Here is a 14,856-nt window from a genome sequence, read left to right on the forward strand (position 1 = left end):
TTCGTTGATCTCAATCGCCCAGCGCTTCTCCCTCGCGCCGTGGATCTGCGCCACCTTCCAGCGATGCATTTCCCTGCGCATCCTTGACCCGCACGATGGCCTGGGTACCACTGGTCATGTCGATTTCGTTGACGGTGTGGCCCTTGTCTTTCAAAGCCTGAATCAGTGCCGGGCTGAACTGGCCTTTTTCCAGTTCGGTTGGGCCGTTGCGGCTGCCGAAGTTGGGGAGGCTGATGGCGCTTTGCGGGTCGAGGTTCCAGTCGAGCAGGCCGACGGTGGTTTTGGCGACATACTCGATGATTTGCGAGCCGCCCGGCGAGCCGACGCTGGCGAGGAATTCGCCGCTGGTGCGGTCGAAGATCAGCGTCGGGGCCATGGATGAGCGCGGACGTTTGCCGGGTTCGACGCGGTTGGCGACTTTCTGCCCGTTCTCTTCGGGGATAAACGAGAAGTCGGTCATCTGGTTGTTCAGCAGAAAGCCCTGAACCATCAAGTGCGAACCGAACGCCGCTTCGATGGTGGTGGTCATCGATACCGCGCCGCCGAGGTCATCCACCGCGACCACTTGCGAGGTGGAGATGCGCAGCGGTGAGCGATCCGGTGCGTAAGCCACTTGCACGCCCGGCGGTGTGCCCGGTTTGGCGCTGCCCATGCTGCGTTCGCCGATCAGGCTGGCACGGCTGGCGAGATAGCCCGGATCGACCAGGCCTTTGACCGGCACCGGCACGAAGTCAGTATCAGCGACGTATTGCGCACGGTCGGCATAGGCCAGGCGTTCAGCCTCGGCGATCAGGTGCACGGCTTGCGGCGCCGGTTCGAAGCCGGCGGGTTTGTCGGTCTTCAGCGGTTTCAACGGTGCCAGCGCCAGGCGCGGATCGCGGGTCTCCAGTGCCTGCAAGGTGCCGAGGATCTGCGCCACGGCGATCCCGCCCGATGACGGTGGCGGCATGCCGCAGACCTGCCAGCGTTTGTAGTCAGTGCACAAGGGCGCGCGCTCCTTGGCTTTGTAACCTTGAAGATCGTTCAACGACAGGCTGCCGGGATTGGCGTGGCCCTGCACCTTGGCGACGATCTCCTCGGCGATCGGGCCTGTGTACAGCGCATCGGCACCTTCGCTGGCAATGCGTTTGAGCACGGCAGCCAAGGGCGGATTTTGCAGGCGAGTGCCGACGGCTTTGACGCTGCCATCGCCATTAAGAAAGTAAGCAGCCATGTCTGGCGAGCGGCGGATCACCGGATCGGATGCCAGCAGCGAATACAGGCGCGGGGAAATCGCAAAACCGTGTTCGGCCAGTTTGATCGCCGGTTCAAACAGCTTGGCCCAGGGCAGACGACCGTGCTGTTTATGCGCCATCTCCAGTGCACGCAATACGCCCGGTGTACCCACAGAACGCCCGCCGATTTGCGCTTGCGGGAACGGCATCGGTTTACCGTCCGCTTGCAGGAACAGTTTCTCGGTGGCGCCGGCCGGCGCGGTTTCGCGGCCGTCATAAGTGCGCACCTGTTTGCCATCCCACAACACAATCATCGCACCGCCACCGATGCCGGAAGATTGCGGTTCCACCAGCGTCAACACCGCTTGCATCGCAATCGCAGCATCAATCGCCGAACCGCCCTGACGCAGCATTTCCCGACCCGCTTCCGCGGCCAGCGGATTGGCCGCCGCCGCCATGTGTTTGTTGGCGTGACGGGTTTGCAGGTCGGTGCGATAACCGGAGGCGGCTTCCGGTGCCAGCGGCAGGGTCGAGGAGGGCGGGGTGTTGCACGCGGTGAGTGACAGGGCGCTGATGATCAGCGTCAGGGCAGGCAGGCGAAAGCGGCTCAAGGGCAAGGCTGAAAACACGCGGGCTCTCCGTCCGTGGATAAAAAGTCTGAGGGACTTTATCGACCGACCGGTCGCGACGCAAACCGGTGGGCATTATTGTCTTTCTTTTCAGGGCGGATGTTCGCTAGGGTCAATGTCAAATTAATCGAACTGAAACAAGCCCCTGTGGGAGCGAGCCTGCTCGCGAATACGGTGTATCAGCCAGCCTTGATATTGAGTGAAACACCGCTTCGCGAGCAGTCTCGCTCCCACAAAAACAAAACCTACAAGAGGCCAGTAATGCACAGCGAGTTCCCCACCGAGTCCAGCTACCGCGACCAACGCGAACAGTTCATCACCGCGGCCAATGCCGCCGGAGCCACGCTTACCTCCTACGCCCATCCCCGCTGCGGCCCCTTTGGCGAACTCCTGAGCACCGACGTCGCCGTGCTCGGCGATCCACAGGCCAAACGCCGACTGGTAGCGCTCAGCGGCACGCACGGGGTGGAGGGTTATTACGGCTCTGACTGCCAGATCGACTGGCTGAAAACGTTCGTGCCGGGTTCGCTGCCCAAGGATGTCGCCGTGGTGATGGTGCACCTGATCAACCCGTGGGGCACGGCGTGGCTGCGCCGGGTCAACGAAGACAACATCGACCTCAACCGTAATCACCTGGATTTCACCCGGCCTCTCCCAGATAACCGCGCGTACGCCGCACTGCATGAAATCTATGCGTGTACTGACTTGAATGGCCCCGAGCGGCTGCGCGCCGATGCGTTGCTGGATGCGCAGATCAGCGAGCATGGCTGGCCCGCAGTGATGTCGATTGTCGAGGGCGGTCAGCACAGTCATCCCGATGGGCTGTTCTATGGCGGCCGTGCGCCGAGCTGGTCGAATCGAACGTTGCAGCAAATCATCGCTGAGCATCTGACGGGGGCTGCAACCGTGATGTGTTTCGACCTGCACACTGGCGCCGGTGAATATGGCCATCCGATGCTGCTGACGATTACTGAAGCGCCTTATCCGGCGCTACGGCAGGCCCAACAGATTTACGGCCCGTGGCTTTACACGCTGCACACCGGCGCCGATGCCCTGAGTGAAACCGGTGTTGCGGCCACCGCTACCGGCTATACGTCGCAGGCTTTGCTCAATGCGTTGCCGGGCGTGCAATTGATGCCGTTCGTGATTGAGTGCGGGACGTATCCGGGGGCGGATGTGCATCGGCATCTGCGCGATGATCATTGGCTACATCTGCATGGTGATCCACTGGATGCGACGGGGAGGGTGATCAAACTGAATCTGCTGGAGCAGTTTTATCCGGCTGACCCGGATTGGCGGGCGATGGTGGGTTTGCGGACTCGGCAGATCTGGGCGAAGGGTTTGGCGGCGTTGGCGGCGTTGGCGGGGGGAGGGGCCACAGACAAGCTTGAGTTTCGTTGCGCGTTCACTGTTTGAAGCCAGGCAGTCCATTGGCTGCGCGCCATTTTTTTACGGTTTCGGTGATGCCTTCAGGAGTGCAATTCACATCATCCTCCGGCCAGTAGATCAGGTCAGGACCAGCGGGATGCTCGGCGAGTTCACAGAAATTATCTAACATATTCGCCAACACAGTCTCTGGCGTGCCATCCCCATTAGAAGTGAATATATCTTGCAATAAACTAAGCTGTTCGTCTGTGTGCAGCGTGCCGTCGCTCATCTTGGTCGGCAGCATTGCGAGTATTAACACGCTGGCCGGCCCTCCTGCGCCGCGTATGGCCCAGTCGAGGCGTTGTTGCAGAACGCCACCGCCCGCCAAACGCCCCAAGGCCAGATCGGCAGCTATCGTCGTCGCGACAGCGGTGTCGAAGAGGGATTTGAATCGAGCCATGACAACTCCCTCTATGGCTTTGAATCGAGTCGGGGGAGCTTGCCGGTCAATAGGGGAGTCGGGCAAACCGAACGGTTGAGTTACAGGCGCCTGGTTTCACGAAAAATCCAATTCGTACCAGGGTCGAATCCGTTTTCTACGGCGCTTTCTCGGCCTGGCGGAACAGGAGATTACCGAGACTTTTCTACAGGCATAAAAAAACGGCCTACCTTTCGGTAAGCCGTTTTTAGTACTTGGTGGCTACACAGGGACTTGAACCCCGGACCCCAGCATTATGAATGCTATGCTCTAACCAACTGAGCTATGTAGCCAAGTGGCGCGCATTATTCCCCTGAAATGGAAAAGCGTCAAGCGTAAATTTAAAATATTTCTTCTTATTTTCAACCGCTTATCCTCCGGCCCCGAAAATCGTGCCGGGCAGGGCATCAACGAAGCTGAAATCTCGCGGTGTTGGTACTCAAGGCATGACTGCCCTGACTCAAGGTGTCCGCCGCCAGATTCACCGCGCGCGCGCCTTCGAGCAATCGCACTGCTGCCTGATCGACTTGCTGAATACTGCTGCTGACCTCGTCGGCGGTGCTCGCTTGCTCTTCAACCGCCGTGGCGATTTGCGCCAGGGTGTCGGTGACGCTTTGCACGGCGCTGGCAATTTCGCCCAGGCGTTCGCCCAGCCCGGTCACCGCTTCGGCGTCCGTTTGTGCCTGGCCGCAGGCTGCTTCCATCAGGCTCACGGCTTCGTTGACCGTGGCGCGCAGGCTGTCGACCGTGCTGGCGATCTGCGCGGTGGACGATTGCGTGCGTTGCGACAGGCTACGCACCTCATCGGCAACCACGGCGAAACCGCGGCCCTGTTCCCCGGCTCGCGCGGCTTCGATGGCTGCGTTGAGCGCGAGCAGGTTGGTCTGCTCGGCCACACCGCGAATGGTGTCGACCACCAATTGAATCTGCTGCCCTTGCTCACTGACCCGGCCTAGCGCGGCTGCGGTGTCGTTCAAGCGGTGGTTGAGTTGTTGAATGCTCGCTGTGGTGCGCTGACTGTCGCGGCTGCTGTCGGCGGCGATGCGGCGGGTGTTTTGAGCGCTGCCAGAGGCCTGCTCGCAGCTCTGTGCCACGCCTTGGGAGGTCGCGGCCAGTTGCGTGGCCGCAGCGGCAATCTGACTGATTTGCAACTGCTGTGCTTCGACTTCGCTGAGGGCACCGCTGGAATGATCGTTGAGGCTGCGCACCGCGTTGCTCAGTTGTGAAGTCTCGTGATCGACGCCGATCATACTGGTGCGCAATTGCACCACGGCGACGTTGAGTGCGGTGCTGATCGCCGCCAGTTCGTCGTGTCCCACGACCGGTACTTGCAGGCTCAGATTGCCGTCGCGCAGGGCTTCGGCAAGAACGGTGATGCCGCTGGCGCTGCGGCGGATCGAGGCTTGCAGGCAGATGAACAGGTACAGCGCCGCCAGCAGCAGACAGCCGAATACCGCCGCGACGATGATCAGCTGGCGAACCGCCGAGCCGTGATGGTCTTCGAGGCGCTGATCCAGCGACATCAGCGATTGCTGGCGCAGAGAGGCGAGATCAGCCAGCAACGCATCAAGGCTGCGCTCGAAGTCTTCCGGTTTGAGATTGATGCTGCCACCGAACACGCCGTCGTCCAGCACTTTGAGGCCGTTGTCCAGGCGCTTGAGGCTGTCGTGGTATTGGCTAGCCCAGGATTGCAGGCCTGGGGGCAGGCGCGCTTCCAGCAAGCCTGCGGTTTTCACCAACTGCTCACGGGCATCGCCGATGCGGCTACGCAGGTCGCGCAACTGCAAGCGACTTTGCAAAGTGAACTGACCGGACACCACCGACGCCTGACCGACCGCCGCGAGGCGCCCGACCCGTTCGATCAGGTCCGGTGCATGCTGCGTGGAAATCTGCGTCAGCAGATAGGTTTCCAGCCATGGCGCGAGTGTCAGGCGGTTGTCCATGACGATTTGCTCGCGCAGTGCTTGCAGGGCGCTGAGGGCGTTGGTGAAACGGTCGTAACCGTCCGGCCACCAGCCGACGCCGCTCAGGCTTTTCGAGTCCAGGCCGCCGAGCGCGGTTTGCAACGCCTGATAACGGGTGAGGGTTTCGCCTTCGGCGCCCTCGTTATTCAGCGCATTGCCCAAGTCAGTGGTGGCTTGCTGGACAGCTGGCTGCACAGCATCAAACGCAGCCATGGCGGCGAGCGTCGCGGGTGTCGGCTGACGATTGGTTTCCGTGGCACGCCAACGGGCGGCGCGGTCGCGCTGGGCCGCGAGCAGGTTGTCGAGCGCATCGAGCGCGAGCAACTGACGCACGCCGGCACGTTCGCCGGAAATCAGATTGAGTTTGTCGCGATAGTCCTGGCCGATCATCAACAGGCTGCCGGCCAACGGCAAAATGAATAGCAGAAACAACAACTGGAATTTACGTGCGAAGCCAAACCGCCCCAGCAACTTGATCCCCGGTGAAAGGAAAGCCTGCATGCCCCATGACTCCTCTGGACACCACGCACCAATGGCGTGCATCGCGGTCGGTCGACGTTGATGTTGTGCCCTGCTAAAAGGCCTCGAAAGTTCACTCTTGTTCGCTCTGTGGGCAAACTTTGTAGCGAAACTTCCCATTGTCGATCACCTTTGTAAGGCGACCGCGTTCAAGCCAAGAAGCAAGGCAAGATTCAGACCATGGCGTTGCGCTATCACCTGGTCAATGACGAACAGTCAGTTAGTTAGCTGGCTAAGGGGATAGCCTTGGCGCACCGAAAAATGGCACATTGACGCACCTGCCTGCGTGCACCCATCTGCTGTCCGGAAATTTCCATGGCTATCAGCAACGCTCCGACCGCCACTGTTTCGGCGTCCGCTCCACCCCAAAGCAGCCCACTGGTGATGCGCATCATCGGCGCAGTGGCACTGGCGCATCTGATCAATGACTTGATCCAGTCGGTTTTGCCGTCGATCTACCCAATGCTGAAGGCCAGCTACGGCCTGACCTTCACCCAGATCGGGCTGATCACGCTGACCTTCCAGCTGACCGCTTCGCTGTTGCAGCCGTGGGTCGGGTATCACACTGATCGGCACCCGAAACCATGGCTGTTGCCGGCGGGCTCAATTTGTACGCTGATCGGCATCGTGATGATGTCGGTAGTCGGCAGTTTTCCAATGATTCTGCTGGCGGCGGCGCTTATCGGCATCGGCTCCTCGACCTTTCACCCCGAGGCGTCGCGGATCGCGCGACTGGCCTCGGGTGGGCGCTTTGGTCTGGCGCAGTCGACCTTTCAGGTCGGCGGTAACGCCGGTTCCGCGTTCGGTCCACTGCTGGCGGCAGCAATCATCATTCCGTTCGGTCAGGGCAATGTCGCGTGGTTCGGTTTGTTCGCGGTGTTTGCGCTGTTCGTGCTGTACCGCATCAGTCGCTGGTACGCCCATCACTTGAACCTTTTCAAACTCAAGGCGGGCCAGGCGGCGACTCACGGGCTGTCAAAGGGCAGGGTGACCAGTGCGCTGGTGGTACTCGGCCTGCTGGTGTTCTCCAAGTACTTCTACATGGCCAGCCTAACCAGCTATTTCACGTTCTACCTGATCGAGAAGTTCGACCTGTCGGTGGCCAGCTCGCAGTTGCACCTGTTCCTGTTCCTTGGTGCGGTGGCGGCGGGCACGTTCTTCGGTGGCCCGATTGGCGACAAGATCGGGCGTAAGGCTGTGATCTGGTTTTCGATTCTTGGAGTGGCACCGTTTACGCTGCTGATGCCTCACGTCGATCTGTTCTGGACCAGTGTGCTCAGCGTGATAATCGGCTTTATCCTCGCTTCGGCGTTCTCGGCGATTGTGGTGTACGCGCAAGAGTTGGTACCGGGGAATGTCGGGATGATTGCCGGGATCTTTTTCGGTCTGATGTTCGGTTTTGGCGGGATTGGCGCTGCGTTGCTTGGGCATCTGGCGGATGTGCACGGGATTGAATACGTGTACTTCCTGTGCTCGTTCTTGCCGTTGTTTGGGGTGTTGGCGATTTTCTTGCCGCGCACCAAAAAGCCCTGATTTACGCATTACCCATTGCAGGAATGTGTTGGGCCATAAATTTCAGACACAAAAAAGCCGCGTATCAAACGCGGCTTTTTCATGGGTGCAGATTTTATACGTTGAAGCGGAAGTGCATCACGTCGCCGTCTTTGACGATGTAGTCCTTGCCTTCCAGACGCCATTTACCGGCCTCTTTGGTGCCGGCTTCGCCCTTGTACTGGATGAAGTCGTTGTAGGCGATCACTTCGGCGCGGATGAAGCCTTTTTCGAAGTCGGTGTGGATCACGCCAGCAGCCTGAGGTGCGGTGGCACCGACTTTGACGGTCCAGGCGCGGACTTCTTCGACACCGGCAGTGAAGTAGGTCTGCAAGTGCAGCATTTCGTAACCGGCGCGAATGACGCGGTTCAGGCCAGGCTCTTCCAGGCCCAGGGCCTCGAGGAACATGTCCTTCTCTTCACCGTCTTCGAGCTCGGCGATCTCTGCTTCGATCTTGTTGCAGACCGGAACAACGATGGCGCCTTCTTCTTCGGCGATGGCGCGGACAACGTCCAGGTGCGGGTTGTTCTCGAAACCGTCTTCAGCGACGTTGGCGATGTACATGACCGGCTTGGTGGTCAGCAGGTGGAAGCCTTTGATCACTGCTTTTTCGTCAGCGCTCATGGACTTCATCAGGCTGCGCGCAGGCTTGGCTTCGGTGAAGTGAGCGATCAGTTGCTCCAGCAAAGCCTTCTGAACGACCGCGTCCTTGTCACCGCCCTTGGCATTGCGCGCGACTTTCTGCAGTTGCTTCTCGCAGCTGTCGAGGTCGGCGAAGATCAGTTCCAGGTCGATGATTTCGATGTCGCGTTTCGGGTCGACGCTGTTGGAAACGTGGATCACGTTTTCGTCTTCGAAGCAGCGCACCACGTGAGCGATGGCGTCGGTTTCGCGAATGTTGGCGAGGAACTTGTTGCCCAGGCCTTCACCTTTCGAGGCGCCGGCAACCAGGCCAGCGATGTCGACGAATTCCATGGTGGTCGGCAGGATGCGCTTGGGATTGACGATGGCCGCCAGTGCGTCCAGACGTGCATCGGGCATCGGCACGATGCCGCTGTTCGGCTCGATCGTGCAGAAGGGGAAGTTCTCGGCCGCGATGCCGGATTTGGTCAGCGCGTTGAACAGGGTGGACTTGCCGACGTTAGGCAGGCCGACGATGCCGCAATTGAATCCCATGGTGTTTCCCCTCGGATAAGAGTCAGGCCTTCTGGCTGTGCAGGTTTTTCATCGCACGGTTCCATTCTCCGGCGAGGATATCCGGCAGCACGCCGAGGGCAAAGTCGATGCTGGCATCGAGTTTTTCCTGTTCGGCGCGTGGCGCACGACCCAGGACGAAATTTGAAACCATACTGGCGACGCCCGGGTGGCCGATGCCAAGCCGCAGACGGTAAAAAGTATTCTGATTGCCCAGTTGCGCGATGATGTCGCGCAACCCGTTGTGACCGCCATGGCCGCCGCCCTGCTTGAGCTTGGCGACGCCCGGAGGCAGGTCGAGTTCGTCGTGCGCCACCAGGATTTCTTCAGGCTTGATGCGGAAAAAACCGGCGAGTGCCGTCACGGCCTGGCCGCTGCGGTTCATGTAGGTGGTGGGAATCAGCAGACGAACATCCTGACCCTGATGCGAGTAGCGCCCGGTCAGGCCGAAATATTTGCGATCGGCGACAAGGTTCACACCTTGTGCGGCGGCGATGCGCTCAACAAAAAGGGCCCCTGCGTTATGCCGGGTCTGTTCGTATTCAGCGCCTGGATTTCCCAGGCCAACGATCAGTTTGATGGCAGTCACGATAGGGGCCCTTCCTTGGAGTGGTGGATAACATCGCCGCAATCAGGGAGAGCGGCGAAAGTGGACGAAAAAAGCTCATTTACCATAGATGTAAACTCCGCGTTCTCGCCCGCTTTCTCGCTACGTTCCAGTCCGCGATGTTACTTGATCACTCCGGCGTCACAGAGTGAATTACTCTGCTGCGCCTTCTTCGGTAGCTTCTGGAGCAACACGTGGAGCGTGGACGTTGGCAACAGCCTTGTCATCGCCGTGTGCCAGAGCAACGAACTCAACACCTTTAGGAGCTTTGAGGTCCGACAGGTGAATGATGGTGCCGATTTCTGCTTTCGACAGGTCGACTTCGATGAACTCAGGCAGGTCTTTCGGCAGGCAGGTCACTTCGATTTCCGAAGTAACGTGCGAGATTTCGCCGCCTTTCTTCACTGGAGCTTCTTCACCAACAAAGTGCACAGGCACGATAGCGGTCAGTTTCTGACCTGCTACAACGCGTACGAAGTCAGCGTGCAGAACGTGGCCTTTCGACGGGTGACGTTGCAGAGCTTTGATGATGACGTTCTGCTTGGTGCCACCAACGTTCAGCTCGATGATGTGGCTGTAAGCCGCGTCGTTTTCAAGCAGTTTGGCAACTTCTTTGGCCAGCATGCTGATGGATTCAGGGGCTTTTTCGCCACCGTAAACAACAGCTGGAACCAGAGCGGCGAGACGACGCAGGCGGCGGCTCGCACCTTTCCCCAGGTCGGAACGCACTTCAGCATTCAGAGTAAAATCGTTCATTTTGTATCTCCAAAATAGCCATGACCGAGCGGCGTTTGCGACCAGCGCCTAACACGGTATGGGCAAAAAAGCCCCGCCCCGACAGGAATGCCGGGGCGGGGCGCTTTTCGTCAACGAGACATTTCGAGAAGGGCAGGGCCCTTAGCGGAACATCGCGCTGATCGATTCTTCATTGCTGATGCGGCGAACCGCTTCGGCAACTACCGGTGCAATATCCAGTTGACGGATACGTGCACAGGCTTGTGCTGCAGCGGACAGCGGGATGGTGTTAGTCACCACCAGCTCGTCCAGCACGGAATTTTCGATATTCTCGATGGCCCGACCCGACAGCACAGGGTGTGTGCAGTAGGCAAAGACCTTGGCTGCGCCATGCTCTTTCAGGGCCTTGGCCGCGTGGCACAGAGTGCCGGCGGTATCGACCATGTCATCGACCAGAATACAGGTACGCCCTTCGACATCACCGATGATATGCATCACTTCAGAGTGATTGGCTTTCTCACGGCGTTTGTCGATGATCCCGAGATCAACACCCAGCGACTTGGCAACAGCACGTGCACGCACGACGCCACCAATGTCAGGGGAAACGATCATCAGGTTTTCGAAGCGCTGATCTTCAATGTCATCCACCAGAACCGGGGAGCCGTAGATGTTATCTACCGGAATATCGAAGAAACCCTGAATCTGGTCAGCATGCAGATCAACCGTGAGAACACGGTCGATGCCGACTACGGTAAGCATGTCAGCGACGACTTTCGCGCTGATAGCCACACGTGCGGAACGCGGACGGCGATCCTGACGGGCATAACCAAAATAAGGAATAACAGCAGTGATACGAGTAGCCGAGGAGCGGCGGAAGGCGTCAGCCATCACTACCAGTTCCATCAGGTTATCGTTGGTCGGAGCGCAAGTCGGCTGAATAATGAAAACGTCTTTACCACGAACATTTTCATTGATCTCGGCAGTAATTTCGCCGTCGGAAAATTTGCCGACAGAGATGTCACCGAGAGGGATATGCAGCTGACGTACAACACGCCGAGCCAGATCGGGGTTAGCGTTCCCCGTAAAGACCATCATCTTGGACACGCGCAGTACCTAGAGGCTGAGGGTAACCTGGATGAGTATGGAAAATGGCAGGGGCGGCTGGATTCGAACCAACGCATGGCAGGATCAAAACCTGCTGCCTTACCGCTTGGCGACGCCCCTGTATCTGTTGCATCAAGTGCCGAGCACCTGGTTCCTTTAGAGCAGACTTTGCAGCTTGCGATGCAACATCGAAATGTTGCTTCCTTTCGCTACAAACCCTGTAAGGGTCTCTGTCAGAAGGGCCGAGACTTTATCAGCTTCAGCTTTGTTTGGGAAGCCCCCAAACACACAACTTCCAGTTCCGGTGAGCTTTGCTTCGGTAAATTTACCTAACAAATCCAATGCGTTACGTACCTCTGGATAACGCCTTGCAACCACCGGCAAGCAGTCATTTCGACTGTTTCCCTCGGGAACGGGGCGCACTTTAATGGGCGGCGTGTTACGTGTCAACAAAGGATCGGAAAAAATTTCTGCCGTACTTACAGAGACTTGCGGCACGAGCACCAGATACCACTGTTCTTCAGGGTTCACCGGAGTGAGTTTCTCGCCCACGCCCTCGGCAAACGCCGCGTGACCACGGACGAAAACCGGAACATCGGCACCTAGCGACAAACCCAGTGCCGCCAGCCGATCTTCATCCCAGCCCAGTCGCCACAGATGATTGAGACCCAGCAAAGTCGTCGCGGCATTTGAGCTGCCGCCACCAATGCCGCCGCCCATGGGCAGAACCTTGTCGATCCAGATGTCGATCCCCAGCGCACAGCCGGACTGTTGCTGAAGCATCTTCGCCGCACGCACGATCAGATTGCTGTCATGCGGCACGCCGGCAAATTCGGTATGCAGTTGAATCACACCGTCATCGCGCACGGCGAAAGTGATTTCATCGCCGTAATCGACAAACTGAAACAAGGTCTGCAACTCGTGATAACCGTCTTCACGGCGACCCAGAATGTGCAACATCAGATTGAGTTTGGCCGGCGAGGGCAGGGTCAGGCGTGCAGCGGTCATGCGTTATTGCCCCAACTTGCGCGGCTGCCAGGTCTTGATCACCAGCGTCACATCGAGGTCGGTGCCGTGCAGCTTGATGCGCTCGGGCAGCCAGTAACCGTTTTGTTCGGTGTAAGCGGTGTATTCGACTTTCCAGCCATCCTGTTCAAGGTTGGCCAGGCGGCTGTTGGCATCCAGATTCAGTCGGCTTTTGCTGTTCGGCGCAGGCAGGCCGCGGACCCACCAGGCCAGATTCGACACCGGCAATTTCCAGCCCAACTGCTCTTCGAGCAAAGTCTCCGGCGATTGCGATTCGTAGCGGCCCTGATTGGCGACTTCCAGCGAAACTTTGCCCGGACGCCCGGTCAGGCGTGCCGCGCCACGACCCAGCGGGCCGGACAGGCGAATGTCGTAATAGTCCTGACGCTGTAGCCAGAACAGCGTGCCGCTACCGGAATCTTTAGGTGCCCGGATGCCGATCTTGCCGTCGATCTGCCAGCCGTCGAGGCCGGTCAGCTGTTGTTTGTTCGCCGCCCATTGGGCCGGGCTGCCGTGGCCTTCGACCGATTCACGAGCACCGAAACCCGCGCAACCGGCGAGCAGGGCGATAAAGCTGAAAACTATAACGTGGCGCAAAAACATGAGTTAAAGAGTCTCGGATCCGGTCAGGCGCTTGATGGTGCTGCGCAGAATGGTGCTGTCGGGCTGATCCTTGAGGAATTTGCCCCAGACTTGTTTGGCTTCACGCTGGTTGCCCTTGACCCACAATACTTCGCCCAGGTGTGCGGCGACTTCGTGGTCAGGGAAACGCTCCAGCGCTTGGCGCAGATATTTCTCGGCGTCGTCCAGATTGCCCAGGCGGAAATTCACCCAGCCGAGGCTGTCGAGTACCGCCGGGTCTTCCGGATTGATCTGGTGTGCCTGCTCGATCAGCGTCTTGGCTTCAGCGTAGCGGGTCGTGCGATCGGACAGGGTGTAGCCCAAAGCGTTCAGCGCCATGGCGTTGTCCGGGTCGCGCTTGATGATCAGGCGCAGGTCTTTTTCCATCTGCGCCAGGTCATTGCGTTTTTCCGCGAGCATGGCCCGGGTGTACAGCAGATTCAGATCGTCGGGGTATTGCAGCAAGGCTTGTTGCAATACCTTCCAGGCCTTGTCGTCCTGTTTGTTGGCAGACAGGGTTTCCGACTCGATCAGATACAGCTGAATCGCGTAATCCGGTTGTTCGTCGCGTTCGGCCGCCAGTTTGCTTTGGGCTTCGGCGGTCTTGCCGTTGTTCATCAGGATATCGGCCTGACGCAGCTGTGCCGGCAGATAGTCGTTGCCCGGGCCTACCTGGGCGTACTCGATCAATGCGCCCTGCGGGTCGTTGCGTTCTTCGGCGATGCGCCCCAGGTTCAGGTGCGCCGAATCGACATGGCTTTCCCGAGCGATCAGGTCTTCCAGATAGCCTTTGGCCTCATCCCAGGCCTTGGCTTCCAGGCATACCAGCGCCAGCGAATAACGCAGTTCGTCGTCTTCCGGGTACTGCTGAACGAGGCTGGAGAACTCGGCCTTGGCGTCGTCCATCCGATCCTGCTCTACCAGCATGCGCGCATATGTCAGGCGCAGACGTTTGTCGTCCGGATATTTCCTGATGCTTTTTTGCAGCAGTGGCAGGGCCTCGTCGCCACGGTTCAACAGCTGGAGCAGACGGGCGCGCAGCAGAATCGGGGCAATTTCGCCGTCCTCTGGCGTATTGTCTTCTAGCAGTGCCAGAGCCGCTTTGTTGTCGCCATCCTGTTGCAGGAGCAGGGCCTTGCCGAAAATCAGCTGACTGTTGTTCGGGTGACGTTGCAACAAGCGGTCAAAACTTTTCATCAGACCGTTGCGGGTTTCCTGATCGGTATCAGCCGCCGACAGCGCGAGGAAGTCGAAATGGGTGTCGCCCTTGCCTTGCAGGACTTTCTCCATATAGACCATCGAATCGTCATAACGCCCGGCACGCGCCAGTTGCACGGCGGCGGCGCGTTGCGCTTCGAGGTCGTCCGGCGCGTTTTTCGCCCAGATCAATGCGGTATCCAGCGCAGGCTGATCCGCACCGAGGTATTCGGCGATGCGGAACGCGCGCTCGGAGACGCCCGGATCCTGAGTGTTGATGGCCTGAGTCACGTAGTTGTCCAGGGCAATGTCGAAACGATTGCGCTGGCCGGCGAGCTCGGCGCTCAGCAGGCTGAACACGGTTTCTTCACTGAACGAGCTGTAAACCTTGGGTTTTTCAGGCGCAGGGGTGGTGTCTTCAACCGGCGGCGTACCGTCCGGCGACACGGGGGCCAAGGCCTGGCAGCCGCTGAGGAAGACAAAAGCGAGGAGCAACGCGGAGGATCTATTCATATAGGAAGAGGACGACTAACCTGCGGTCGGATCATCATGACACAAGCCTTCGGCCAAACATAACCGAGTCTCAATTGTGCCCATTATAGGGGCCGACAATTGGGACAATAGTCTGCGGTAGTTGTTCTGAATCTG

The 14,856-nt window shown here is 58.9% G+C and carries 12 protein-coding genes and 2 tRNA genes; 2 read left to right on the forward strand and 12 right to left on the reverse strand.

Annotated features, from left to right (window positions below; translation table 11 throughout):
* Nucleotides 1-10: 10 nt before the first annotated feature.
* Entirely contained in the window at nucleotides 11-1,843 is a 1,833-nt protein-coding gene (gene ggt / locus H8B20_RS05020) for a gamma-glutamyltransferase (protein WP_210622539.1), read from the reverse strand.
* 261 nt (nucleotides 1,844-2,104) lie between these two features.
* Between ggt and H8B20_RS05025 the strand changes: the two genes are divergently transcribed.
* Complete coding sequence (locus H8B20_RS05025) at nucleotides 2,105-3,259, forward strand: DUF2817 domain-containing protein (RefSeq protein WP_210622540.1); 1,155 nt, start codon at nucleotides 2,105-2,107, stop codon at nucleotides 3,257-3,259.
* Here the strand turns inward: H8B20_RS05025 and H8B20_RS27750 are convergent.
* The 3 genes from H8B20_RS27750 to H8B20_RS05040 form a co-directional block, all read right to left on the reverse strand.
* Nucleotides 3,249-3,671 carry a bacteriocin immunity protein gene (locus H8B20_RS27750; RefSeq protein WP_228732651.1) on the reverse strand — a complete coding sequence of 141 codons (423 nt, stop codon included), beginning with the start codon at nucleotides 3,669-3,671 and terminating at the stop codon, nucleotides 3,249-3,251. The two genes, H8B20_RS05025 and H8B20_RS27750, sit on opposite strands and share 11 nt — an antisense overlap.
* A 234-nt stretch (nucleotides 3,672-3,905) precedes the next feature.
* Nucleotides 3,906-3,982: transfer RNA gene (locus H8B20_RS05035), tRNA-Met, on the reverse strand.
* A gap of 114 nt (nucleotides 3,983-4,096) precedes the next feature.
* The gene (locus H8B20_RS05040; protein ID WP_210622541.1) at nucleotides 4,097-6,154 is read right to left on the reverse strand and encodes a methyl-accepting chemotaxis protein; all 2,058 of its coding nucleotides are present in this window, start codon (nucleotides 6,152-6,154) and stop codon (nucleotides 4,097-4,099) included.
* Nucleotides 6,155-6,487: 333 nt separating this feature from the next.
* Between H8B20_RS05040 and H8B20_RS05045 the strand changes: the two genes are divergently transcribed.
* Nucleotides 6,488-7,705, forward strand: a complete 1,218-nt coding sequence (locus tag H8B20_RS05045) for an MFS transporter (protein ID WP_042561060.1) — start codon at nucleotides 6,488-6,490, stop codon at nucleotides 7,703-7,705.
* Nucleotides 7,706-7,799: 94 nt separating this feature from the next.
* On the opposite strand, the gene ychF is transcribed toward H8B20_RS05045, so the two are convergent.
* The 8 genes from ychF to H8B20_RS05085 all read right to left on the reverse strand — a co-directional run bounded on the left by ychF (nucleotide 7,800) and on the right by H8B20_RS05085 (nucleotide 14,721).
* Entirely contained in the window at nucleotides 7,800-8,900 is a 1,101-nt protein-coding gene (gene ychF / locus H8B20_RS05050) for a redox-regulated ATPase YchF (RefSeq protein ID WP_150592616.1), read from the reverse strand.
* Between the two features lie 22 nt (nucleotides 8,901-8,922).
* Nucleotides 8,923-9,507 carry an aminoacyl-tRNA hydrolase gene (pth, locus tag H8B20_RS05055; RefSeq protein ID WP_210622542.1) on the reverse strand — a complete coding sequence of 195 codons (585 nt, stop codon included), beginning with the start codon at nucleotides 9,505-9,507 and terminating at the stop codon, nucleotides 8,923-8,925.
* A gap of 171 nt (nucleotides 9,508-9,678) precedes the next feature.
* Nucleotides 9,679-10,281 carry a 50S ribosomal protein L25/general stress protein Ctc gene (locus tag H8B20_RS05060; RefSeq protein ID WP_042561057.1) on the reverse strand — a complete coding sequence of 201 codons (603 nt, stop codon included), beginning with the start codon at nucleotides 10,279-10,281 and terminating at the stop codon, nucleotides 9,679-9,681.
* Between the two features lie 141 nt (nucleotides 10,282-10,422).
* Nucleotides 10,423-11,364, reverse strand: a complete 942-nt coding sequence (locus H8B20_RS05065; protein ID WP_003171603.1) for a ribose-phosphate pyrophosphokinase — start codon at nucleotides 11,362-11,364, stop codon at nucleotides 10,423-10,425.
* Between the two features lie 45 nt (nucleotides 11,365-11,409).
* Nucleotides 11,410-11,484, reverse strand: a tRNA-Gln gene (locus tag H8B20_RS05070).
* A gap of 36 nt (nucleotides 11,485-11,520) precedes the next feature.
* On the reverse strand, nucleotides 11,521-12,372 hold the full coding sequence (ispE, locus tag H8B20_RS05075; protein ID WP_210622543.1) for a 4-(cytidine 5'-diphospho)-2-C-methyl-D-erythritol kinase: 852 nt from the start codon (nucleotides 12,370-12,372) through the stop codon (nucleotides 11,521-11,523).
* Nucleotides 12,373-12,375: 3 nt separating this feature from the next.
* Nucleotides 12,376-12,993 carry a lipoprotein insertase outer membrane protein LolB gene (gene lolB, locus H8B20_RS05080; protein WP_042561055.1) on the reverse strand — a complete coding sequence of 206 codons (618 nt, stop codon included), beginning with the start codon at nucleotides 12,991-12,993 and terminating at the stop codon, nucleotides 12,376-12,378.
* Between the two features lie 3 nt (nucleotides 12,994-12,996).
* Complete coding sequence (locus H8B20_RS05085; RefSeq protein WP_115148149.1) at nucleotides 12,997-14,721, reverse strand: tetratricopeptide repeat protein; 1,725 nt, start codon at nucleotides 14,719-14,721, stop codon at nucleotides 12,997-12,999.
* Between the last annotated feature and the right edge of the window lie 135 nt (nucleotides 14,722-14,856).

The sequence above is a fragment of the Pseudomonas sp. P42 genome, assembly GCF_017973755.1.
Classification (GTDB): Bacteria; Pseudomonadota; Gammaproteobacteria; order Pseudomonadales; family Pseudomonadaceae; genus Aquipseudomonas; species Aquipseudomonas iridis.